At 50.2% G+C, this 24,992-nt stretch carries 13 protein-coding genes; 8 read left to right on the forward strand and 5 right to left on the reverse strand.

The genetic code is table 11. The annotated features are described in order from the left end of the window. Positions 1 to 64: 64 nt before the first annotated feature. The 3 genes from ACKFKF_RS20595 to ACKFKF_RS20605 form a co-directional block, all read right to left on the reverse strand. Positions 65 to 1,255, reverse strand: a complete 1,191-nt coding sequence (locus tag ACKFKF_RS20595; RefSeq protein ID WP_446869443.1) for an MFS transporter — start codon at positions 1,253 to 1,255, stop codon at positions 65 to 67. An 8-nt stretch (positions 1,256 to 1,263) separates the two neighbouring features. Then, on the reverse strand, positions 1,264 to 1,473 hold the full coding sequence (locus tag ACKFKF_RS20600) for a hypothetical protein (RefSeq protein ID WP_446869444.1): 210 nt from the start codon (positions 1,471 to 1,473) through the stop codon (positions 1,264 to 1,266). A gap of 405 nt (positions 1,474 to 1,878) precedes the next feature. Further along, complete coding sequence (locus ACKFKF_RS20605) at positions 1,879 to 3,180, reverse strand: cytochrome P450 (protein ID WP_446869445.1); 1,302 nt, start codon at positions 3,178 to 3,180, stop codon at positions 1,879 to 1,881. 326 nt (positions 3,181 to 3,506) lie between these two features. On the opposite strand from ACKFKF_RS20605, the gene ACKFKF_RS20610 reads away from it, so the two are divergent. Next, positions 3,507 to 4,244, forward strand: coding sequence for a TetR/AcrR family transcriptional regulator (locus tag ACKFKF_RS20610; protein WP_446869446.1), 738 nt, complete (start codon positions 3,507 to 3,509; stop codon positions 4,242 to 4,244). Between the two features lie 84 nt (positions 4,245 to 4,328). Beyond that, positions 4,329 to 4,586 carry a hypothetical protein gene (locus ACKFKF_RS20615; protein WP_446869447.1) on the forward strand — a complete coding sequence of 86 codons (258 nt, stop codon included), beginning with the start codon at positions 4,329 to 4,331 and terminating at the stop codon, positions 4,584 to 4,586. A gap of 48 nt (positions 4,587 to 4,634) precedes the next feature. On the opposite strand, the gene ACKFKF_RS20620 is transcribed toward ACKFKF_RS20615, so the two are convergent. Further along, a complete protein-coding gene (locus tag ACKFKF_RS20620; RefSeq protein WP_446869448.1) occupies positions 4,635 to 5,348 on the reverse strand; it encodes a Type 1 glutamine amidotransferase-like domain-containing protein in 714 nt (237 codons plus the stop codon). 93 nt (positions 5,349 to 5,441) lie between these two features. Between ACKFKF_RS20620 and shc the strand changes: the two genes are divergently transcribed. Together shc and ACKFKF_RS20630 are read left to right on the forward strand one after the other, a co-directional pair. Then, positions 5,442 to 7,400 carry a squalene--hopene cyclase gene (gene shc / locus ACKFKF_RS20625; protein WP_446869449.1) on the forward strand — a complete coding sequence of 653 codons (1,959 nt, stop codon included), beginning with the start codon at positions 5,442 to 5,444 and terminating at the stop codon, positions 7,398 to 7,400. 1,044 nt (positions 7,401 to 8,444) lie between these two features. Then, entirely contained in the window at positions 8,445 to 8,726 is a 282-nt protein-coding gene (locus ACKFKF_RS20630; RefSeq protein WP_446869450.1) for a hypothetical protein, read from the forward strand. A gap of 106 nt (positions 8,727 to 8,832) precedes the next feature. On the opposite strand, the gene ACKFKF_RS20635 is transcribed toward ACKFKF_RS20630, so the two are convergent. Beyond that, positions 8,833 to 9,852 carry a tRNA-dihydrouridine synthase family protein gene (locus tag ACKFKF_RS20635; protein ID WP_446869451.1) on the reverse strand — a complete coding sequence of 340 codons (1,020 nt, stop codon included), beginning with the start codon at positions 9,850 to 9,852 and terminating at the stop codon, positions 8,833 to 8,835. 352 nt (positions 9,853 to 10,204) lie between these two features. On the opposite strand from ACKFKF_RS20635, the gene ACKFKF_RS20640 reads away from it, so the two are divergent. From ACKFKF_RS20640 to ACKFKF_RS20655, 4 genes are all read left to right on the forward strand, one after another. After that, positions 10,205 to 12,772 carry an endonuclease MutS2 gene (locus tag ACKFKF_RS20640; RefSeq protein ID WP_446869452.1) on the forward strand — a complete coding sequence of 856 codons (2,568 nt, stop codon included), beginning with the start codon at positions 10,205 to 10,207 and terminating at the stop codon, positions 12,770 to 12,772. Between the two features lie 1,060 nt (positions 12,773 to 13,832). Continuing rightward, positions 13,833 to 17,987 (forward strand): PA14 domain-containing protein, encoded by a 4,155-nt coding sequence (locus ACKFKF_RS20645; RefSeq protein ID WP_446869453.1) that lies wholly within the window; start codon positions 13,833 to 13,835, stop codon positions 17,985 to 17,987. Between the two features lie 908 nt (positions 17,988 to 18,895). Continuing rightward, positions 18,896 to 22,681: a DUF4347 domain-containing protein gene (locus ACKFKF_RS20650; protein ID WP_446869454.1), complete on the forward strand. Its 3,786-nt coding sequence runs from the start codon at positions 18,896 to 18,898 to the stop codon at positions 22,679 to 22,681. A gap of 537 nt (positions 22,682 to 23,218) precedes the next feature. Continuing rightward, positions 23,219 to 24,865, forward strand: coding sequence for a hypothetical protein (locus ACKFKF_RS20655; RefSeq protein WP_446869456.1), 1,647 nt, complete (start codon positions 23,219 to 23,221; stop codon positions 24,863 to 24,865). The last annotated feature ends 127 nt before the right edge of the window (positions 24,866 to 24,992 follow it).

Here is a 24,992-nt window from a genome sequence, read left to right on the forward strand (position 1 = left end):
ACATCTCGATTTTGTTTGCGGCCTGCTCAAGCTTCTATCTGAAAGTTGTTTGCGGGGGGCCGACTTAATTTTGACTTAATGATGACACGATCGCAGTCACGAGCATTATGATACCTGCTGTCACAAACAAACCTGTCAGATTAATTTCTAATAGCACTCCAGAAATCGCTTGAGAAAACGGATCGAGTGCAACCGATGCAAACATCACTAAACTCATCATTCGTCCCTGCATGGGAGTTGAGGCTTGCTGCTGTAGCCAGGTTAGTCCCAATACCCCAACCATGCCACCGCCTACGCCCATTAGCGCAATTACACCTGCCGCCATCCAAGCTTGTTGCACAAATCCTAGAGCAATTAGCCCGGCCCCCAGGGCGTGAGCAAGCAGAACTAGCGGTGTTTTCAGGTTCTTAATCGCGCTCAGTTGACTGGCAACAAAGACTCCTAATAAGGCTCCGATGCCATAGGCAGATTGTAAGTAGCCAAATGTAGTCGCACTACCGCCAAACCTCATCGCAACTAACTCAGCAACCCCAATCACCATCGGCCCCAAAACTGCAAAGTTAATCATTGCAATCATCTGCAAGCTCACACGAACGGCTGGTTGTCTCCAGGCATAGCGCAACCCTTCGATGATTTCTCCAGGTAAGGTAGCTGTACTAGCGTTGACAGAACCAGATCGCTCCTTAGTTTGAATCAATGAAATAAACCCACTGCCGATCGCAAATAACACGGTGTTGATGACAAGCGCGATCGAGAGACCTAACGTTCCGATAATAATTCCGGCTACAGCAGGGCCGATCACATTGGTAATTTGTTCACTCCCTTGCATCCAGGCGTTGGCTTGTCCTAATTGAGGTTTGCTCACCAACTGAGGCAATAGGGCAAGCATCGCGGGATACAGAAAAGCTTCTGACAAACCAAACAAAGCTGCAATCAGAATCACTGCATTGAGTTGGAAGGCATTCAGAAAAAGCAGCCCTGTCATCGCTCCAATCAACATTGTATTGACTAACGCAGCAATAGCAGCAACAGAATTAGTTGGCAGGCGATCGCTCATTGCTCCGCCCACCAGCATAAAGAGTCCGCGTGGAATTGCCGCCGCCATCAACACAGTTCCGATCGCATATCCTGAACCCGTTTTTTGTAGAACTAACCAGGTCAATGACACCAAGAAAAACTGAGATGCACAGAGGATCAGAGTTTGTCCTAACCAAAGCCAGCGAAAGTTAGGTCGTTGTAATGCAGAACGCAGCATGATTGACCTCACCACAACAAATCATTGATCAATCCATAGAAACCAGCGAAGTTGATTTTGCTGACTGCCCTCATGCATCGGATCTTTGCCTGAACACGGTTTACACCTGATGAGCAAAGTAGATTGAGTGGCGCGATCGCGACTGTGATCCAGGGAGAAAGTTTGTAGCGCAGAAAGCGAACCCAAACATAGCCCGATCGCATGAAACAGAATCTCATCATTGGCTCAAAAAGGTGTGATTTAAAACATTCAAGAGTTTGAAATCTACGCTTCTTCTAGCGTCAGTTCGATCTCTTCGAGTTACCCGTAAGGGGTCAGGCTTTTCGCTGCGTTGTTCAGCGCTTCTGCCCCCCAACCCCCCAATTCTGCTGCCGTGCACACACAAGTCGATCAATCTATCATTGCTGAGATCCTTCGCCCCCTAAATCCCCCAAAAATGGGGGACTTTGAGCCGTCGTCATGGCTTTGAACTTTGGAAATCCTTCCTTGGTCAAAGTCTCCCAGAATGGGGGATTTAGGAGCTGAAGCCGCGTGAAACGAAGCGATAACGACTTGTGTGTACACGGTAGTAATTTTGGGGGACTTTCGGATAAGAGTTTTGGCTCAAAATTTCTCACGGATAGTTACTGTTCTTTTAGCACGACTTGAATGCCATGCTTGGGGCGCAAAGTAATCGAAGGTTGAAGCTCGATCGCCTGATCGGAAACCAACTCTAGCTGAAACTTTTGGGCGATCGTCGCTAAAATTAACGCTGCCTCCATGAGCGCAAAACTCTTGCCAATACAAACACGCGGGCCGTCACCAAACGGGAAGTAAACGCCACGAGGTAGTTTTTTCTCCAAGTCATCTGCCCATCGCTCAGGAGTAAACTTTTCTGGATTGCCGAAGTAGCGAGGATCGCGGTGCATTACCCACTGACTACAAATCAACGTCGTGCCTTTTGGAATCAAATAGCCGCCGATTTCACAATCTTGAGTGGACTCTCGACTGACATCAGTAGCCGGGGGATAAAGTCGCATTGCCTCTTTGATCACGCTGTTTGTGTAGGACAACTGGGGCAGATCAGCGATCGTCGGTGTGCGCCCATTTAACACTCTTTTTAACTCCTGGGTTAGTTTAGTTCGCACTTCAAGATGTTGGCTCAATAGCATCCATGTCCAGGACAGTGTGTTAGCGGTGGTTTCATGTCCTGCCAAAATCATTGTGGCCACTTCATCACGCAGTTGGCGATCGCTCATCCGACTCCCATCGTCGGCATCTTGTATCTGCATCAACATTCCTAGTAGATCGTCACTGTCTGTTTTGTTAATCCGGCGGCGGTGGATCATTGCATAAACGGTTTCATCTAGAAGCGCGATCGCATTCTGGTAGCGACGATCAGCATCCGGCTCCTGTGTTGTAGCCCAGTTCATGGCAGCATCGAGGGCGTGAGCGACCTGCTTGGCTTCACTATCAGTCACGTCTTGATCAAAGATCGTCTTCATGACAATGTTGAGGGTGAGGCGCATCATTTCGTCATGCACATCCAAAACCTTGTCTTTGTGCCAGATTTGCAGCATTTGTTGAGTGTAGTTGACCATCACAGACCCACAGTTCTCAATGCGTTGCTGATGAAATACAGGTTGGATCAGCCGTCGCTGTCGTTGCCAAAAATCTCCTTCGCTAGTAAGTAACCCGTTACCGATCAATCCCGACAAACTTTGTAAGTCCTGAGCTTTGATAAACAGCAGTCGATCTTTGAGAACTTCGGTAATGTGATCTGGGTTGGTGAGCAGGCAAAATAGTTCGCCACATTCAAACTGTAAGGGGACAATCTCCCCAAATTCACGCGCACAGCGAGTCATAAAACTCAGGGGATCTCGGCTGTACTCCATCAGGGCAGCAGAAACTTCAGGACTGGGCAAAGTGAGCAAAGTTTGGGTCATTGTGATTTCTCCAAAACGATTTTTCCAGAACACAATCAGTCAGCGTGAATTCGACCTCTCATACCAAATTGATCTTTGAGTGCTACAGATCTTGGAGAGCAACCTAAATCCCCGACTTGTGGAGGACTTCAAGCTAAAGAAGTCTCGGATTCTCAAAGTCCCCCAGAATGGGGGATTTAGGGGGCGAAGCAACCAGGCAATCATCGATCTTATTCAATTCACGATCCTAAACCGGAGGGATTGGTCGGATTCACATCGAGGTTAAAATATGAGTGGAACTCACTTTTCTAAAATACGAGTAATCCTCATGTTTTGTCAAGAAGAATGTGAGTAATCCTCATGTTTGTTTAGAGAAGGAAGCGATCGCCATGTCCGCAGATTCATCAAAGCCCTCTGGAATGCGGCGACAGCCTCGACAAGCCCGCAGCCAGGAGCGAGTCAACCATATTTTGGATGTGGCAGAACAGTTGTTTATCTCTGAAGGCTACGAGGCGACGACGACGAATGCGATCGCCACTCGTGCCAAAGTCTCGATCGGGTCGCTCTACCAGTTTTTCCCCGACAAAGCCGCCATTCTGCACGCCTTAGCGATACGCTACACAGAACTGCTCCACCAACGATTTATGGCACTCCACACGGCTGAGATTTTCAGTTTGCCTCTCTCAACTTATGTAGATCAGGTGATTGACACGACAAATCAATTTTTCACTCAACATCCGGGCTATCATGCCATCTTTATGCAGGCACAGGGAACGATGCCAGATCTAGCCGCGATCGAAGAAGCGGCCGATGCCCAATATATCCAGGATCTAGCCGCCTTCTTGGCCCACTATGACTCACGGTTAGACCCGGCTGATTGTCCAACGATCGCCTATGTGTTGGTGAAAGCGATCGGCACGTTACTGTGGTTGTCCCTTGGTCAAGAAGAAACCTTCCGGCAACGCCTGGTATTGGAGACAAAGCGATTGATGTTGAGCTATTTACAAAGCTATTTTCCAGCGCACGAGGGATCACCTGATACCCAGCCAATACTCCTACCGGATGGTAACCTCCATCGTTCTTGATCCCGATTCATCCGCCCCCTACACCCTACACCCCACGCCCACTTTGCAGTATATTTAGCACAGAGAGTTCTCCAAAACAGCACTATGGCATTCATTCGATTAGAAGAAAACCTCTCGGTCAACACGCAATACATCATCAAGGTGAAGTGGAAGAGCAACCCTGAAACTGATGAACTTTCGGCAACGGTCTTTTTGGCGATCGATGACAAAAACGCTGTCGTCACCACGCGAGGAGAGTCCGCTTTAAATCTTTGGGATGCCCTTCACGCTAACGAAGACCCACCCAGTAGCGGTTTGCCCATCTCAAAGGTGACTCTAAAATCGGTGCGGCGCGGTTGGTAATCAAAACGTTGCTTTAAAGTTGCTTGGCGATCGAGACAGAGAGCAGCTTTAAGCTCCCAGATAAGTTGTCTCCAGGGATGTTTCTTTGACCTGATCTCCCACTTTTTCTACACGGTACGCTTTGGCATCGGGGCGAGAACTCACGATTGTTTGTAGAGAGTCGCCCACGAAATGCAGCCCAACGCCATCGTCAGCAGCATAGCCGTCGCGCAGCAAGCCCTCTTTCACAAGTCGATGGTAAGTAGGTCTTCTTTGCGGCTCACCGTCATAGTGAGGAGAATGGCTTCCTTTGAGAAAACCTAGACAGCGTAAAGGCTTGAGTGAACCATCAAAATCACTGACTCCGGCCTCAAACCAGCAAAGAGACCCGGCACTCAGTCCACACAGCACTACGCCTTTCTCCCAGGCTTCTTTGAGAATGCGATCGAGTCCCCAAGCTTCCCAGAGGGCAATCAAGTTTTTGGTGTTGCCGCCGCCCACATAGATGATGTCTTGAGACAAAACGAACGATCGCAAGTCCTCAGTTTGTAAATAGAACAGCGACAAATGGCAGGGAACAGAAGGAAATCTGAGGAACGCTGAATAGAACTTCACGATGTAGCGGTCAGAGTCTCCACTCGCCGTGGGCACAAAACAAACGCGCGGCTTCTCTTTAGGAATGAGTCCCAAAATGTATTGGTCGAGCCGTGGATTTTCAGGCTCCATTGAGAACCCGCCGCCGCCCATTGCGATAATTTGTTTTTGAGGAAGCGAGTTCGTCATGTTGCTAATTCCGCTTGCGAGTTCTTGCTTTGACAAAGCATAATGCAGTGGCGAAAAATGTTCAAAAGATGTTGAGTGTGAACGGGTGTCGGAATGCAAACACAAAGTATAGCAACAGTTTCTCAGCTTGAAGGGGCGATCGCTGCCAGCCAAAATTATCTGCTTTCTACCCAAAACGCCGCTGGTTACTGGTGGGCCGAGCTTGAATCGAATGTGACGATGACCGCCGAGGTGGTGCTGCTTCACAAAATTTGGGGCACCGATCGCACTCGTCCGATGCACAAGGCAGAGAAGTATTTGCGATCGCAACAGCGAGATCACGGCGGCTGGGAACTGTATTACGGCGATGGCGGCGAACTCAGCACCACGGTCGAAGCGTATATGGCGCTCAAATTGTTGGGGGTGTCTGTCAATGATCCGGGGATGGTCAAGGCGCGATCGTTTATCTTGGCGCGGGGGGGTGTGACCAAAACTCGAATTTTTACCAAGTTTCATTTGGGGCTGATTGGCTGTTATGACTGGCGCGGGTTGCCGTCGATTCCGCCGTGGGTGATGTTGTTGCCGTCTTTTTTGCCTGTGAATATCTACGAGATGTCGAGTTGGGCGCGAGGCAGTACCGTCCCGTTGTTGGTTGTGTTTGACAAAAAGCCCATATTCATCACGCAGCCGACGATTACCTTAGATGAATTGTATGCAGAAGGCATCACAAACGCCAAATTTGAACTGCCGCGAAATGATGACTGGTCAGATGGGTTTGTCGAATTAGACAAGGCGTTCAAACTAGCCGAAACGTGGAATCTAGTTCCCTTTCGAGAAGAAGGGCTTCGCGCCGCAGAACAATGGATTCTTGAACGTCAAGAAGCTTCTGGTGACTGGGGTGGCATCATTCCCGCTATGTTGAATTCTCTATTAGCGCTGCGTTGTCTGGGGTATGACGCATCTGATCCCATTGTTGAACGGGGACTCCAAGCCGTCGATCGCTTTTGCATTGAGTCTGATGATCTCTATCGCGTTCAGCCCTGTGTTTCTCCTGTTTGGGATACGGCGTTGGTAATGCGATCGCTGGTCGATTCGGGTCTTTCTGCCAATCATTCGGCATTAGTCAAAGGCGGCGAATGGCTCCTTCAAAAGCAGATTCTTGACTATGGGGATTGGGCTGTCAAAAACTCACAGGGTAAGCCGGGAGCCTGGGCCTTTGAGTTTGAAAACCGCTTTTATCCTGATGTAGACGATTCTGCTGTGGTCGTGATGGCGCTTGATGCGGTGCAGTTGCCCCAGGAAGACTTAAAACAGCGAGCCATCGATCGGGCTGTCAACTGGATCGCCACCATGCAGTGCAAACCTGGCGGATGGGCAGCCTTCGACCTCGACAACGATCAAGACTGGCTCAATGCCATCCCCTACGGCGACCTAAAGGCAATGATTGACCCCAACACCGCCGATGTCACCGCACGAGTCCTAGAAATGGTCGGCCAACTTCAAACCTCCTCCACGCCTCATGCCTCACGCCTCACGCCTCACGCCCTCGATCGTGCCCTTTCCTACCTGCTACAACAACAAGAATCCGACGGCTCATGGTTTGGCCGCTGGGGCGTAAACTACATTTATGGAACAAGTGGCGCTTTAGCTGCCCTTTCGACAATGGCACCTAGGGAACGGTTGAGCCTTGAACGAGGCGCAAATTGGCTAGTGAGTGTCCAAAATTTTGATGGCGGCTGGGGCGAAACCTGCGAGAGCTACAAGAATCCGTCACTTAAAGGAACGGGCAACAGCACAGCCTCACAGACCGCCTGGGCGGTAATCGGATTGTTAGCGGTTGGAGAAGCAACAGGACAGTTTAGTTGGGCAGCCCTCGATCGAGGCATCTACTATCTAATCTCTACCCAACAATCAGACGGCACCTGGGATGAAAGCGACTTTACGGGCACAGGCTTTCCGGGTCACTTTTACCTCAAATACCATCTCTATCAACAACACTTTCCGCTCACTGCTCTAGGACGCTATCAGAGAAGTCTTGTGAGCCATTTCAGCGATCGTACAGTCCGCAGATAAAGATTTCTAATTAGGAACGAGGATTAAATAGTAGACTTCCTGCATGAATACCTGGCGATTGAAATCGCTGCTATCAGAACAAAGTCCACCTCCGTGGACTAACGGTTAAAATCGCCTCTTTAGTGTGCGAAGGCACACTTTGCTCTTGTAGCCCCGACTTTAGTCGGAGGGCATCTATGATTCGTGCAGGAAGTCTAGTATCGAATTTGTAGAGTGCGTTTCTCGTGGCTCAACACAGGGAGCATCCCAATTGTGCAAAATCTCGGATTGCCCTCCTCACGAAGTGGGGCGAGAGCTTTGCCAGCCCATCTCCCCAGGAAGAAGGGAGTCAGGTCTCTTGTTCCCTCACTTTGGGGAGCGGGTTAGGGTGAGGGCAGAAAGACTGTGCTACACAAGAGTAGCGGCTGACTGATGAAAGCTTTAAAACTTCGATCTATCACTGGCTGGCAAGTAGAGTTTGCGCTAGAAAGTCGCTTTTGCAGCTAATCGTTACGCAAAAAAGAACTTAACAACTAAGCTTTGGTTTTGAAATCTGTCAGACGGAGCGAGGTTATTTGTTTAACACTGCTTCTTTCAATGTTGCGACCTTACCTAGCACTGTACTAATATCTTCTGGAGACACTCTCTTTGCTTTGTTGTAAGTTTAGTAGATTGAAAATAACTATCTCTCTAGTAGGTGACGAGCATTAAGATCCCCCTAGCCCCCCTTAAAAAGGCTACTGTGTACACACAAGTTGATTGATCCGTCATTGCCGAGACCCTTCGCCCCCTAAATCCCCCAAAATTGGGGGACTTTGAATGCTAGGCAATCTCTCTGGGTCAAAGTCCCCCAGATTGGGGGATTTAGGAGGCTGAAGCCGATTGAAACGAAGCGATTCCGGACTTGTGTGTACACGGTAGCTTAAAAAGGGAGGAATCTGGATTCAAAACCTTCCGAGTTAACATCAATTAGTAGCACTGTCGAGCAGGGATTGTTGTCTAGTTAGGCGGATTCTTGCACGATCGACAGAATACTAAATTGGAACCCATCCCCATCAATATGTCATGCTAAAAACTCTAAATTCAGTTCGGTGGAATAAATTAGAACACGCTTATGGTAAAGCGAATGATGTACCGCAACTGATTCGAGATTTGACTTCTAGCAGTGCAACAGTTCGCGAACAAGCATTGTGGGCATTGTATGGCAACCTCTGGCATCAAGGCACTGTTTTTGAAGCGACCGCTTACGCCGTACCATTTTTGATTGAGCTACTAGAACTGTCCAATTGCTCACCCACAAGCTTTCTGTTGTTCAAGCGGCGGCGGCTTACTTACCAATGCGGTTGAGATTCTACGAGCTTATGGCTTGCCTCAGAGACCAGAACGACTCCAGGCGTTTCTAGACGGACATCTGACCCCCCAAGATTCAGCCTGGTCTACGACTTCATTGGCATCACATTCCTGAGTAAGGCGATAAGGCTAAAGTTTGCGTCAGATCACTCAAAAGGACGCGATCGCAGAGATTAAACAGTTCTACGTCAGTCTGGGCCCGTCTCATCAAATGTAGGAAGTGACCTTCGGCATCAACACTCAGAGCAATGTAGTTGAGAAACATTTTGAGGTAGCCAACGCGCGATCGCACAGGAAACCGCGCCGATGTAGGACTTTGCCACAACCGATCAATATAAGTACGAACTTCGACAAAAGGAACAGGTGTAATTAGCTCTCCCCGCAATGCCTGACGAATTTGACTAAAAATCCAGGGATTCCCGATCGCCCAGCGGCCGACCATTACCCCAGCCGCACCTGTCTGCGCGAGCACTTCAAGGGCAGTTTTTGCAGAATAAATATTGCCATTAGCCAACACAGGACAATTGACCCGTCTAACCGCTTCCGCAATCAGGTCATAGTTCACGCTCCCGTGGTACATCTCTTTGACTGTGCGACCATGCAGACTCAGCAAATCAATGTGGTGTTGATTGATCAGATCAAGTATTTTGTAGAAGGTGTCTGTATTGTCAAAGCCGACCCGCATCTTGACGGTTAAGGGTCGATCGCTCACAGTCTGCCGTAGTTCTCCCAAAATCCGACCCACTTTCTCCGGTTCTCGCAGCAGTCCGCCTCCCACATTTTTGCGATAGATTCTGGGTGCGGGACAGCCCATATTCAGGTCAACACCAGCAATGTTATGGCGACAAAGTTCCTGAGCCGTTCTAACCAGATCTGGAATGCTCTCACCAATCATTTGAGCAAACACAGGGCGACCCGTATCATTTTCGGTGATCGATGCCAGAATGTTGCGATTGAGCCGTGAAGTGTCGTTGACGCGAAAGTACTCGGTGAAGAAATAGTCGGGACTGCCATACTGAGCAATGACTTTCATAAACCAGAGATTTGTCACATCTTGCATGGGCGCAAGCGCAGTGAGCGGGTGATCTGGATACAGCGATCGAGGAAGCGATACCTGAGACATAGAGATTTCAGCGATCGCCCTGTGTAGACAGCGAGCAACCAGACACCACTCTAGCAAAAAACGGCTACTCTCCCTGGGCATTCGTGATGAGCCGTAGTTGAAAACTGCTATGTTAATTCTTTTTTTATGCACCCGCTAGTTTCAATTGCACCGCTACAGAGGCTTCCGGCAGGAGTGATTGAGGGAGCATCCCAATTGTATAGCACAGTCTTTCTGCCCTCACCATTTCTATTCCCGCAGGAACTTGCGAAGCAAATTGTCAGCCAGAATGAGGAGTTGTTGAATTCTCAATCCTAAGTTAAGTGGCATTCCCTTAAAATAAAAGTATTGCCGCTTCTCCCCAAGGACACCTTTGATTCAAGCTGAGACTCTCGAACTGTTGGAATGGTCACGCCTCTGTCAGCACCTGTCCACGTTTGCTGCGACGAAGTTGGGCACGATCGCCGCTCGTCAGCTAAAAATTCCGACTAGCCGCGACGAAACGCTGACCTTACTGGCTCAAACTCAAGAAATCTACAATCTCGAAAGTCGTCAGTCTCTAAGCTTTGACGGCATCGAAGACATCGGGGAGGCACTCGAACGGGCCGCCCTACAAGGAATTTTGTCAGGCGCAGAACTGTTAGCGATCGCCAAAACGTTAGCGGGTGCCCGAAGCCTGAGACGCACGATCGACAATCAGACCGACGTTCCGGTATTGACCGATCTGATTTCTGAACTGCGAACCTATCCCGACCTTGAGCAAGAAATTTATCGCTGCATCAACGACGACGGCAAAGTTAGCGAACGGGCCAGCACCAAACTTGCCGAGATTCGCAGCAAACAAAAACAAGGGCGCGATCGCGTCTACGAGGTGCTGCAAAAAATTCTTCAGCGTCAGTCGGGGGCGGTGCAAGAACAGATCATCACACAGCGAGACGGACGATTTGTCATTCCAGTCAAAGCGCCACAAAAGGATGCAATTCCCGGCATTGTGCATGATGTCTCGATGAGTGGGGCGACGCTTTACATTGAGCCAAATTCTACTGTCCAACTCAACAACCAACTGCGCCAACTTCAGCGCCAAGAACAAGTTGAAGAAGAGATTATTCGTCGCCTTTTGACGGAGAAGGTGGCCGCCGTCCAGGATGATTTAGAACGGTTACTAGCGATTTGTACTACGCTCGATCTGGCAACGAGTCGCGCCCGGTATAGCTTGTGGCTAGGAGCCAATCCGCCCAGATTTATTGACTATTCAGCCGAAGCGCCGTCTCAAAATTCTCCCTCGATCGTGCTTCGTCAACTGCGTCACCCGCTTCTCGTCTGGCAACAACAGCATGAACAGGGGCGATCGGTCATTCCCACAGATCTGATCATTCAGCCTCAAATTCGAGTCGTCGCCATCACGGGCCCAAATACCGGAGGCAAAACGGTGACGCTGAAAACTCTGGGATTGGCTGTTTTGATGGCAAAAGTGGGACTGTTTGTTCCGGCGAGAGAGCCTGTCGAGTTGCCCTGGTTTGAGCAAGTTTTGGCAGACATCGGCGACGAACAATCTCTAGAGCAAAGCCTTTCTACGTTTTCGGGACACATTCGCCGCATTAGTCGGATTCTAAATGCGTTGGGGGGTGTAGAGGGTGAGGAGAGAGGAGGGAGGAGAGAGGAGAGAGGAGGGAGGAGGGAGGAGTCAGAAGAAGATTCATCCAATGAGTCAGATCTTGAAACTCAATCTTCAGAATTCGATTCACAACCTCAAAATTCAGAACCCCACCCCTCATCCCTCATCCCTCATCCCTCATCCCTTTCTAACTCCCTTGTTTTACTGGATGAAGTAGGAGCTGGAACTGATCCGTCTGAGGGGAGTGCTTTGGCGATCGCGCTTCTTAAATTCCTTGCTGACCATGCTGCTTTGACGATCGCAACCACTCACTTTGGCGAACTAAAAGCTCTGAAGTATGAAGACGATCGCTTTGAGAATGCTTCTGTAGAGTTTGATGATGTGTCTCTTTCGCCGACTTATCGGCTGCTCTGGGGAATTCCGGGACGCTCGAATGCGCTGACGATCGCGCGACGGTTGGGACTCAATGCCGAAGTTGTGAAGCAGGCTCAAGCCAATGTGGGCGGCGCTTCTGAGGATGTCAATCAGGTGATCGCTGGACTAGAGGCACAGCGCAAACGTCAGGAAACCAAAGCCCAAGAAGCGACTAAACTTCTAGAAAGTGCAGAGCGGTTGTATCAACAAGTGTCTGAAAAAGCCGCCAACCTACAAGAACGAGAACGCAATCTGCAACTGGCTCAAGAAAAAGCGGTTCAGGATGCGATCGCGCAAGCCAAGTCTGAAATTGCCAAAGTGATCAAGCAACTGCAAAAGGGCAATGTCACGGCTCAAGACGCTCAACAAGCTACTGACGCGCTTAACCAAATTTCAGACAAACATTTACCCACTAGACAGGCAAAACCCAAACCAGAATACCGTCCCAAAGTGGGCGATCGCATTCGCATTCCTCGCCTCAACCAGACTGCTGAAGTTCTCAACATTGCAGACGACGACGAACTGACGGTGCGCTTTGGCATCATGAAGATGACAGTTCCCATGCAGGAAATCGAGTCCCTGACGGGTGAAAAACCGCCCAAACCAGAACCCGTCGAAAAACAGCCCAAATCCAAACCTCACCCCGTTGTTGAAGCTCAACCCGCACCGCTGATCCGCACCTCTCGCAATACGATCGACATTCGCGGCAGTCGGGTCGCCGATGCGGAGCCGATTTTAGAAAAGGCACTCTCTGAATCCGATCGCGCCATCTGGATCATTCACGGTCACGGCACTGGGAAACTTCGTCAGGGCGTTCATGCTTTTTTGCAGCAGCATCCTCGTGTCAAGCGATATGAACTGGCAGAACAAAACGATGGGGGAACAGGGGTGACGATCGCTTACACCGCTTAAAATCCTCGATTAGACGACTCCAAAGATTTGCGAGACGAAGTTTGATGACTACGTAAAGTTTCAGTAGAAACACGAACAAAGCAGTAAAGGTTGAATTGCTTCTTGTCTTTAACCTCAAAAGTCAATCAGCAGGCATATTTCACCTTTTTGGCTAAATTTTTGTGGATTTGTCAAGACTACAATTGCTCAAGCTAGTTCCGTATATTCATTGAGTTCTATTTAAACTTCTAGTGAATTTTAGAGGGGTTACTTACGTGCATCTCAGAGAGGATGGTAAGTTAAAAACCACAACAGCAATTTGACCCAAAGGGATGATAATTTTTCTCAAAATTCTGCCTGCTGTGGATTGGAGATTTACAGTCTGTAAAAGGACGGTCTGTAAAAGGACGGTCTGTAAAAGGACGGTCTGTGAAAAGACATCGTTCAAACTTAGATTCTGCTGCGTTAGCCCCAACAAGTTTAATCTAAGACTTCTTCTCTACTAAGGTATTGACTAACACCCCAGCCATTTTGTTGAAGTCAATTCTTTTAAATGGCTTGCCCCCTGGGACTTTGAGACATAACCGTTGCCCCTTCAGCAAGTTGGCCCCAAGCGCGTTCTGTAAGCATTAGGGTTCATTCACGACAACTCTGTTTCGCGAGGCAATCTTGAAGAGACATGAATTTGATGAAATCTTTCGCTGCGGTTGTTAATCCAGGCAGCCCCCTAAATCCCCCACGAGTGAGGGACTTTGAAGCAAAAATCTTGTCTAAAAGTCCCCAGAATTGGGGGGTTGGGGGGCAGAAGCGCTAATCAACGAAGCGAAAGATTTTATTGAATTCACATTGCTCTAGCAAATCGGGACTGGTGACAGGGTTGCTCTATCAAAACTCAGGGAAAAGCTGGCATTTTTGGCTTCTCTACTACAGTGTGCTGCTCATTTTAGGGGGTGCTCATTGTTGGTAGTTAGGTTCCGTTTCTGAAATGCAGTAGGCGATCGACTATCGGGCAAATTCCAGCATCTCCTTACAGAATTACGCCTTGGGTTGTTGCATCCGTGTCGTTTTTGACGTTAAACAAATGCAAACTTTAATCAATCCTGCCCGTCCGTTGGAATTGGGGTTTTCTTCTGTGCTCGATCGCGCTGATAGTGATTCGACTTTGAGGAGTGATATAGATTCATCTTTGCGGTCTTCGGGGCGATCGAGCCTGATGGTGATCGATGTAACTGTCCCAAATGCTCAAACGCTCGCAGCAGGCGCACTACCAGGTCAGGAAGTCATTTTGCTCGATCCGTTACAAAATGGATTAGCTCAAATTAGCCAACTCCTCTCTGATCGCCACAACATCGCCAGCCTACATATCGTTTCTCATGGCAGCATTGGCAGTCTACAACTGGGCAGCGAAACGATCAACCTGGCCAGCTTAAAAGCTCATAGTAGCCAATTAAACCGTTGGGCAGACGCGCTCACACCCGACGCAGATATTTTGCTTTATGGGTGCGAAGTAGCCCAGGGAGAAAGTGGCTCTCATTTCGTCCAAACTCTGAGCCAGCTAACGGGGGCCGATGTTGCAGCTTCCATCGATCGTACAGGCAGCGCAACCCTGGGAGGCAACTGGATTTTTGAGACGCAAACAGGGTCGATCGAGACAACCCTCGGACTGCATTCTGAACTGTTGGCAGCCTACACTGCAATTCTGGCTAACCCCACCATTAACTACAGCAGCTTTACCAACACCGCCGGACTAGAACTGAATGGCAACGCAGTCCAGTCAGGTAGCGCTCTGCGATTGACCTCAGCCGTCACCAATCAGGCGGGCAGTGCTTTCTTTACGACCCCCTTTGAGATCGACGGTAATACCTCCTTTGAGACTCGCTTTCAGTTTCGTCTGAGTGGGGGACAAGGCACTAATGGCGCAGACGGCTTCACGTTTATGTTGCAAAACAGCACGGCTGGCATTGATGCCCTCGGACTTGGCGGGAGTAATCTGGGCTATGTGGGAGCGATCGCTCAGAGTCTAGCGGTCAAATTTGATAGCTTCCAAAACCCCGGAGAACTCAGCAACAACTTCATCGCCGTTCTGCAAAATGGGAGTTCGACTACTCTGGCGAGTAACAACGCCCCGATCGACCTCAATAGCGGCAGTTTGGTTAATGCCTGGGTAGACTACAACGCAGCCAGCGATCGCCTGGACATTTTTCTATCAGGAAGCACCCTCAAGCCGACATCCTCAACGCTTTCCTATACGGTGGATCTGGCGGCTGTGGTGGGTTCTAGAGCCTTTGTCGGATTTAGTGGCGCAACGGGTGGCTCAGTGAATGCCCAAGACATTGAGAATTGGGCATTTTCTACGTCAACGAGCAGTGGAGGCGGAACAGGCACTACTAGCGGAGACGGACTACGAGGTGAATACTTTGACAACCTTGATTTCACCAATTCGAGACTGACAAGAGTAGACTCGACCGTTAACTTTAACTGGGGAACTGGCTCGCCCGACACCAGAATTGGGCCAGATACCTTCTCAGTGCGCTGGACGGGGCAAGTACTCCCCACGACCACGGGCGCTTATACCTTTTTTACGACCTCAGATGATGGGGTACGGCTGTTTGTCAACGGTCAGCAAGTTATCAATCGCTATGTTAATCAGGCTCCAACCGAGGTCGCAGGCACGATTAACTTAGTTGCAGGGCAAAAATACGACATTCGATTAGACTACTTTGAAAACACTGGGGGCGCAGTTTCTCGGCTCTCTTGGGCTGGCCCCGGTGTGAGCAAGCAGATTATTCCTCAGTCTCAACTGTTTAGCAGTTCTGCTCCACTGCCCCCTCCTCCACCTGCTGGCAACGGCACGGGACTACGAGGCGAATATTATGACAACATTGATTTCACCAATCTGAAAGTCACGCGCACCGATGCTACGGTCAACTACAACTGGGGCACGGGGTCGCCTGATTCGAGCATTGGCGCTGATACCTTCTCGGTGCGTTGGACAGGACAAATTCAGCCCCTCTACAGCGAAACTTACACCTTCTTCACGAATACCGATGATGGCGTACGGCTGTTTGTCAATGGTCAGCAAGTCATTAACCGCTTTGTTAATCAGTCGCCAACGGTGAATAGCGGCACGATCGCGCTCCTCGCCGGACAGAAATACGACATTCGTTTGGAATATTTTGAGAACACGGGTGGCGCAGTGGCGCAGTTATCCTGGTTAAGTCAGAGTCAGACAGCGCAAATTATTCCTCAGTCCCAGTTGTTTGGCCCGCCTCCATCGGTTAATCCAGGCACGATCGTGCTGGGGCAAAACGCCATTACCGTCAATGAAAATGCAGGAACGGTGAACATTCGAGTCGATCGGATCAATGGCAGCGACGGGCCGGCTTCTGTGAACTACAGCACGGCTGAAGGGTCGGCGATCGCAGTTTCAGACTACACGGTGACGAATGGATTTTTGCAGTTTGCGTCGGGTGAAACCAGCAAAACCGTCAGCGTTCCTATTCTGAATGACACGACACCAGAAGACACGGAGCAATTTGGCTTTGGGCTGGGGCAAACCACCGGAGCTAGCCTTGGCACCAATCGCACCGCCCTGATCACCATTCTCGACGACGATGCTCCGAGCAGTTTTGCCTTTAGTGTGGCTGACTACCGAGTGAATGAAAATGACGGAACCGCGACCATTACCATTCAGCGAGCAGGCAATCGGACTCAGGCAGCCAGTGTTAACTATGCCACCAGCAATGACACTGCAACGGCAGGCAGCGATTATACAGCCGTCTCAGGAACGCTAAACTTTGCCCCTGGAGACAGTTCCAAGACCTTTGTGGTTCCGATTTTGGATGACACGATCGGCGAACGCAATGAGACACTCACCCTGACTTTGAGCAACCCGACCAGCGGGACTCTGGGCACTCAACAAACGGCAGTGATGACGATCGCAGACAACGACCCCGGCAACTTTAGTCTCGACCCTGTTATCACGGGACTGTCTGAACCCACCGCCTTTGACTGGAGTCCTGATGGGCAAACCCTGTACATCGCCCAAAAACAAGGCATTGTCCAGGTCGCGAGAAATGGAGTGCTGCAATCTACGCCCTTTATCGACCTCCGAGGAGAAGTCAACGGTGCTAGAGATCGTGGACTGTTGAGCATCGCCGTTCATCCACAACTGACCCAGGGCAGTCCTTATGTTTATCTGCTGTATTCCTACGATCCGCCCCAGGTCAACCAATTTTCAGGTCTGGCGGGGCCCGATGGCGTGGGTAATCGTACCGCGCGTCTAATTCGCGTCACGGCCGATGTCAACACAAACTACACCACCGTCGTTCCAAATAGTGCTGTTGTGATTTTAGGTAAAAATAGCCTCTGGCAATATATCAGCCGTCCCGATGGCAATAGTACCAACAATATCAACATTCCCGAATCGGGGCGCAATCCGGATGGGTCTTTTGTGCAGGACTTTTTGCCTTTAGATAGCGAGTCTCACTCGATCGGCACCGTCAAGTTTGGCACGGATGGCTTTCTTTATGTCAGCAATGGTGATGGCGCTTCCTACAATTCGGTTGATCCGCGTGCGATTCGGGTGCTGGATGTGAATAGCCTGTCGGGTAAAATTCTTCGCATTGATCCGATCACCGGAGCGGCTCCCGACAGCAATCCTTTCTTTGACGGCGATCCTCAAAGCAATCGCTCTAAAGTCTGGCAACTCGGCTTACGCAATCCGTTCCGCTTTACCATCAACAAAGACAACGGGCAGGTCTATGTCGGAGATGTAGGCTGGACAAAGTGGGAAGAAGTCAACACCGGGGACGGCGGAGAAAACTTTGGCTGGGTAGGCTATGAGGGCGGCAATCCTGACACGGGAGAGAGCTTTAAAACAGGGGGCTATTCTAGCTTGCAGTCGGTGATCAACTTCTACAACAGTGGCGCAACCGTAACGGCTCCTATTTATGCCTTCCAGCACGGAGGCTCCGGAGGGGACGCGATCGCCGTCGGTGACTTCTACACAGGCAACACCTTTCCCGCCATTTACGACAAGTCGCTCTTTATCACCAACCTGAGTAAAGGAACGATCGACACTTTATCCTTTGATGAAGCTGGCAAGGTGAGTGGAGTGCGGCGGTTTGCTTCCAATCTATTTGGTCTGACTCAGATCACGACAGGGCCTGACTCCAATCTCTACTACGCAAATCTCAATAGCGGCGTGATTGGTCGTTGGCGGCCGATCGCCTAGCCGTCACCAGAGGGGCTACTTCCATTCGTCGTGGCTGTCGTCTGCTCTGTTCTAATCTGTTCTAAACCCTTAAGAACACAGAAAGAACACAGATCCCCGCTTTTTTGAGGAGGGTGGAGATCTGAATACAGAAACTACGATCGCCTGCTTGCGCGTTTTTGCGGAGCGATCGTAGTTTCACAGACTCTTTACACAAGTATTTCTTTAGTAGAACGGAATTTCGAGGGTTTCACTGATTTTTGTGTAAAGGACTCTCCGATAGCCTCAACAACTTTTTATTGATACGTTGAAGTTCCAGTAAAAGCACCCACAGAACTTTTGAACTCGTGATACGGTCAAAACCAGTCAGCAAGGCTGTTGGGAACTCTCATATAGAGCCACTCGCCTTGCTAAGAACGCCAATCCCTTAAGGAAGTGGTGCCTTTTTCTAATGCCTACAGGGACAAATGACTTCACAAAAAACTTTTGGGTACTGCCTCTGTCATTAACTTTCGATGAAGTTTCAGCATAACTACTTACCGTCTATTTTCCAGGAGTGATAGGTTCGTACGCATCAGAGGAATCACGATTTCAACCGATTTCTCATCCATCGATAGAGGTAAGAATAAACACCATTTATTTTTCTTGATAATCGATGATTTTGTGAAAAGGTTCAGTCAGGTCAAAGCGCACCCAGTTGTTTTATCAATGGCACCATTTAGACCCTATTGACTCGGTTTCATTGAAGTGTGTTCGGCGTTGCTTAGCGATCGCTCAGTCATCGCCCCACTAGCTTCACCAACCGCACCCTGTGCAAAGCACAAAGCTTTCTCTAACAAAAATGCTCTCTTTAGAGCGCTCTATTTCCTTGTCTCATCAGGCAGGTTGCTCCCTGCTGCGGATTGGCTCAAATCCAATCAGACAGAAGCGTGCGTCGTTTGCTCGAATTTTATAAGTCAGGCACTAAGCAAATGCAAAATTTAGCCAGCAGTAACGGTCTGCTCAACTCAGATTTGAGTCTCTCTACTGTTAACAATCGTTCCTACTTTGATTTGGCTGATCTTCACGATCGCGCCTCCGCTGTGCGGTCAACCTCTAGCAGCCTTGTCATCCTCGACTCAACGGTGAAAAACTATCAGAGTTTAGCCGCAGGAGCCTTGGTAGGAGAAGTCGTGTTGCTGGATGCGACCCGCGATGGGCTGACTCAGATTAGCGAAGTGCTTGCCGATCGCAGCGGACTCACCAGCCTTCACATCGTTTCTCATGGCAGCGCGGGCAGGGTACAACTCGGAAACGCCACGATCGACCTGACTAGCCTCAACACACACAGCAGTGAATTGCAGCACTGGGCAACCGCTCTCACCGCCAACGCAGATATTCTTTTGTATGGGTGTGACGTAGCCGCAGGCGAAGCAGGTCAGACCTTTATTCAACAACTCAGCCAACTGACCGGAGCAGACATCGCAGCCTCTAGCGATCGCACCGGAAACACAACCCTCGGTGGCGATTGGGTCTTAGAACAACACATCGGAGCGATCGAGTCTGGACTAGCCTTTACAGATTCCGCCCTGCAAGCCTACGATGCTGTCTTGCCAACCTTTAACTTTGACGACTTCTCAACCACAACCGGACTGCGGCTCAACGGGAAGGCGGCTCAAGTGGGCAACGTCCTGCGGCTGACCCCCGCCCAACCGTTCCAGTCGGGTAGCGCCTTTGCGGCCACGCCCTTTGAGTTTGACGGCAACACCTCCTTCCAGTCCCGGTTCCGCTTTAATCTGTCAGGCGGCTATGGGGCAGTCGGAGGGGATGGCTTTACCTTTGTGCTGCAAAACAGTGCGGCGGGGGCGGGGGCGATCGGAGGCTATGGTGGCGGATTGGGCTATGCTCCCGACGGAGAAGCCGCAACAGTCCCGATTGGCTCTAGTGTCGCGATCGAGTTTGACACTTATCAGAACCCCAACGACCCTACCGGAAATCACGTTGCAATTCTGCAAAATGGCAATGCCGCCGCCCATCTGGCCCTGGCAAATCCCACCTTTGACATGAATGGCGGCAATCCGGTTAATGCCTGGGTTGACTACGATGCAGCCACCGATCAACTGAGTGTGTTTCTTTCAGAAGGCACCGTTAAGCCGACAGCGGCTCTGCTTTCTTATACGATCGACCTTGCAAGTGTGGTCGGTTCGAGTGCCTATGTGGGCTTTACCGCTGGGACAGGTGGCACCATCAACAGTCAGGACATTGAAAACTGGGAATTTGATACGACTACCTTTGATCCCGGTGATGGCACAGGCGCTCCTGGACGCGGCGACGGAATTTTAGGAGAATACTTCAACAATCGTGACTTCACAGACCTAAAACTGACGCGAATCGACCCCAACGTAGACTACAACTGGGGCCGTGGCACCCCCGATGCGAGTATCGACCCTGACACCTTTTCGGTACGTTGGACGGGTCAAATTCAAGCCCGATCGACGGGAACCTACACCTTTGCAGCGACGAGTGACGATGGGATGCGGGTCTTGATCAACGGTCAGCCCGTTATCGACAACCTGGTTCCAACAACTCCTGCTGATACCGAAGTTACGGGCGCGATCGATTTTGTCTCCGGGCAGCGCTATGACTTTCAGGTGGAATATGTCAATGTCACCGGACGCGCCTTTTCTCGCCTTACCTGGGAAGGCCCTGGCGTAGCCAAACAGGTGATTTCGCGGGCACAGCTTTTGAGCGCGCCGGGCACCAATCCGCCGCCTTTGCCACCCTTGCCAACGGGCACGATCGTGATTGGCGAAAATGCCGTAACGGTGAATGAAAATGTAGGGACGGCGACGGTTCGCGTCGATCGAGTAGGCGGCAGCTTTGGGGCCGCATCCGTCAACTACACCACCGTCGATGAAACGGCCCTTCCGGGAGCCGACTACACCACGACAGCGGGCTTCTTGCAATTTGCTGACGGTGAAACTAGCAAAACGGTGGCGATTCCGATTCTCAACGACACCCTTGCAGAAGACACCAAGCGATTTGGCTTTGGGCTGGGGCAAACGATCGGGGCGGCTCTCGGCACTAACCGGACAGCGCTGATCACCATTCTCGATGACGATGCGCCTGCCAACCTTGGGTTTAGTGTGGGTCAGTATACGGTCAATGAGGACGGCAATGCAGTCACGATCAGCGTACAGCGCAGCGGCAACACTGAAAACAACGCCACTGTGCAATATGCCACCAGCAACGGGACGGCGACCGCTGGCGCTGACTATACCGCTCAAACCGGGACACTGACTTTCTTACCCGGAGAAACCATCAAGACGTTCCAGGTGGCGATCACAAACGACGTGCTCGGAGAACCCAACGAAACGATCAACCTGACCTTGAGCAACCCGACTGGTGGCGTTTTAGATAATCAACTCACGGCCACGATTACGATCGCGGACAATGATCCGGGTCGGTTTGCTCGTGAGTCGCTTCAAACAGGGCTTTCTGAACCCACTGCCATTGATTGGAGTCCAGATGGGAGCACGATGTACATTGCTCAAAAGCAGGGCTTAGTCCGAGTCATGAGAAACGGCGTTCTGCAAGCTACTCCATTCATTGACATTACGAATGAGGTAAATGGGCCGAGAGACCGGGGACTGTTGGGCATTGCCGTTCATCCTCAACTGACTCAGGGCAGCCCATACATCTATCTGCTGTACTCCTACGATCCACCCGAAACGGCGACTCGTTCTGGTTTGGCGGGTCGAGATGGCGTGGGCAACCGCACGTCGCGCATGATTCGGGTGACTGCTGATGCGAATACCAACTACACAACGGTCGTACCTGGCAGCGAAGTTGTCATTCTTGGTAAAAACAGCGTCTGGCAATATATCAATCGCCCCGACCTCAACAGCACCAACAACTTCACGATCGCAGAATCAGGACGCAACCCAGATGGTTCTTTTGTGCAGGATTTCATTCCTCTCGACAGTGAATCTCACGCCGTGGGCAATGTGAAGTTTGGGCCGGATGGTTATCTCTACGTGAGTATTGGTGACGGGGCTTCTTACAACGCGGTTGACCCACGAGCTATCCGAGTTTTGGATGTCAATAGCTTGTCGGGTAAAATGCTTCGCCTCGACCCCATCACTGGACAAGGCGTTTCCAGCAACCCGTTCTTTAATGGTGACCCTAACAGCAATGCGTCTAAAGTGTGGCAATCTGGTCTACGCAATCCGTTCCGCTTTACCATCAACGAAAACAATGGCCAAACCTACATTGGGGATGTGGGCTGGACGAAGTGGGAAGAAGTCAATGCAGGGGACGGTGGAGAAAACTTTGGCTGGGTAGGCTATGAGGGCGGCAATCCTGACACGGGAGAAAGCTTTAGAACGGGCGGCTATTCTAGCTTGCAGTCGGTGAGAAACTTCTACAACAGTGGTGCAACGGTGACGGCTCCTATTTACACTATCGAGCATGGAGGAGCAGGCGGTGATGCGATCGCAGTTGGTGATTTCTACACGGGCAATACGTTCCCTAGCATCTACAATGATTCGCTGTTTATCACCAATGTTAGTAAGGGTTATGTAGATACCTTGTTCTTTGATGCAAACGGCAAGGTGGACAATGTGCGGCGATTTGAGAATAATCTATTTGGCGTTGTGCAAATGGCCACAGGCCCTGACTCTAATCTCTACTATGTGACGTTAGGCGGCGAAATTGGTCGCTGGCGCGCGCTGTAGACGTAAAGTTTGAGAGTTTTTGCGCCCTGATTTTAGATTTGCTTTGCTGCCTAAACCCCTTGTAGATGAAGGACTTTGAACCAGAAATCATGGCTTGAAGTTCCTCGAAATTGGGGGATTAGAAGAGGCAAGTCACGAAGCGAAAACCCCTTGTCGAACTGACGTTTTTACAAGTCGATCGTGGACGTGTTTACAAACAATTTAGACTTGATGCTGCTTGATCGCTCCCAGTATAATAGATCTCCTGCATGAATAGAATTTTCGATGTCACCTGCTGCTTAGGTCTTGCTCCGTTTGGGTCGGCTTGTGCCCCCTAAATCCCCCATTCTGGGGGACTTTGAAACCGCAAGTCTTGGCTCAAAGTCCCTCACTTGTGGGGGATTTAGGGGGCGTTTCCGGATTCGGGCAGGAGTCTAGTGAGGGCGATCGACTGGCGATCACTTAACTGTTGTGCCTGTTCTAGATGCCCTCAGTTAAGCAAGATCTGTCTATGCTTGTTTACAGGCATGTCCACACGTTGAAGAGATTAGGAATGATATGTCCCTCTCTGATTTTTCAAGTTCACCACAACCTGCCAATAACCTCAATCAGAGTGAGCTATGTAGTTACTTTATTACATTGGTTGAGTTGATCGGGGAGCATTTCAGCGCCGTCACTGCTCATCAACACAATAGAATTACACTATTTGTAACCCAGACTCCTCCATTGTTTCAGGTCTTTTTGGAGGCACTTCCGCCTGCTCTGCGCCAGGCCCATACCTGTTCTGCTTGTCGGAGGTTTGTGGAGCGCTATGGTGGCATTGTGTCGATCGCTTCAGATGGAAAGCTGATTCCTGTAATGTGGAATTGTGCAATTGTTCCAGCGCCCTATACAGCGGCGATCGCTGCGCTTTCTTCGGTGGTTTCTCGATCGCCGATTGACAATGTGTTTCTCTCAGATCAGTCAATCTGGGGAATTCCTCAAACCAGCACTTGGCAACATCTTGCTGTGGTTCCTTCGGATGATCTGATCTTTAAGCCTTCTTTGGTGAAAACGATCGCGCAAGTCGTTGCCGAAAAAAAGCAAGACTATGAAATGCTGCTGAGAGGGCTGGAGGAGTTTCCGCTTAAGGTGGTGAAGAAGGCTCACGCGCTACTTACTACAGAGACACTCTACCGCTCTGAAAAATGTATTGATGTTGCTGGATGGCTGGTTCGTCTCCATGAGCAACGGCAAGCGTCTCGCAATCTGCGGACTAGAGAAAATTTGACTTGGCTGGCGGTTGCTAATGCGCCCCCTGGGTTTTGTCATGTTCGCAGCAGCATGATTGGTACGCTACTCGAAGACATTCAGACGGATCTGCCCTTCGCTCAGATCAAACTCAGATTTGATGCCAAAATGAATCCGCTTCAGTATCTGCGCCCCACGGCTGCCCCCACTGATGGAAACATTGCTCAAGCCGAAAAAATCGTTGAGACGTTGGAGACTGCTGGCTCATTAGAGCGACGATTTGCAAAGCTTGACGACCTGCAAGCGGTATGGCTCCCGGCATCCTCTAAAACCACTGCCCAAAAGGACGGGATCTTCTCTCACTTGAGACAGTCTGCGTCGTCTACAACTGCACCGTTTGAGGTGCCACCCATTACAATGACGTGGGATAAGTTTTCTAAAACTGTTTTGCCAACAGCGGCGACGATCGAGTACTTTGTCCCTGCTTCAAATCAGTCCTACATGGCATTGATTACTGCCCAAAATCCAGATGCTCCGCCGATTGTTCAATGGGATTTTGAGGACAACCGAAACCCGGTAACCTGGTACTTTTATGTAGACAAATCGCCGCCTGCTCAGTGGAACTTGTCCTCTGGTGTTTATCATCCTGTGACAGCGATCGTGCTACAGCCCTCAATATGGAATGCAGCCAAAAACTTTGCTCACCACGGCGAAAAAGTGTTCTTTATTCTCAAGGATGCAAAAGACAAAGGCTACCGTCAGGGATGTGGCTTCTTTCCACAGTTTCTCAAAAATGAGTATCACGGAGTTCGGTCTACGATCGAAGCCTATGCCAAAACTGCTGTGGTGCATGGTAAAGATGAAGCCGAAGGCTGTGGTCTTGGACTACAAAAGGGCAACACCTGGAATCAAGTCTTTCGCGTCACTTCAAACGATCAGATGCAGGTCGTTTACAAGCTCGATCGCTGGGATTGATAGCCCGCAAAAAACACTAGCCTCTAAACAATAAGCTACCGTGTATACACAAGTCGTTGTCGCTTCGTTTCACGCGGCTTCAGCCCCCTAAATCCCCCAGTCTGGGGGACTTTGACCAAGGAAAGAT

It is taken from the genome of Phormidesmis sp. 146-12, assembly GCF_052939495.1.